The 597-nt window shown below is 60.0% G+C and carries 1 protein-coding gene; it reads left to right on the plus strand.

What is annotated here, in order from left to right:
* On the plus strand, positions 1 to 597 hold a 597-nt coding region (locus BACCOPRO_RS18160), incomplete at both ends, for a DUF6531 domain-containing protein (protein ID WP_040311638.1).

The following is a 597-nucleotide window of genomic DNA, read 5'->3' on the forward strand; positions in this document are numbered from 1 at the left end:
CCCTGATGAAGCTCGGAGGCAAGGGACTTGGCAAGGCACTAAAGACATTCAACCACAAAGTTCTCAAGAATACCAACATACAGAAGCGTTTCCCCTCGACGAAGAAGCTGAGCGCATACTTGTGCAGGAACGGCTTCGAGCCTGTGAACCTCGTTAACGGAGTTGTGGTTTACGAGGGCACGGACTTCGGCTTCCCGTCACCGCTTCCGCTGGAATGGAGCCGGGCATGGTACTCCGATTCGGAGTACGAGGGCTGGCTGGGCCATGGCGTACACTGCTGCTATGACCGCACGGTGGAAAGTTTCGAGGACGAGGGCGTGACGATGCTCCGCATGGAGGACGGCCGTGCCGTCGCTTTCCCGCCGATAGCACCGGGCGGCGAGTTCTACATGCGCACGGAACGCATGACGCTGCGCCGCACCGAAAAAGGCTACGAGGCATACAGCCATGACAGCCTGCTCACATACCGCTTCGACATGCGGGACGGCGGCGCGTGGCGCATGACGCGCATAGAAAACCCCGACGGGCTTCATATACAGCTCCGTTTCAGCAACGGCAGGTTCTCCGGAGTGAGCGACCCTGCCGGACGCACGGTAC

Origin of the sequence: Phocaeicola coprophilus DSM 18228 = JCM 13818 (assembly GCF_000157915.1) — a bacterium.
GTDB lineage: Bacteria > Bacteroidota > Bacteroidia > Bacteroidales > Bacteroidaceae > Phocaeicola > Phocaeicola coprophilus.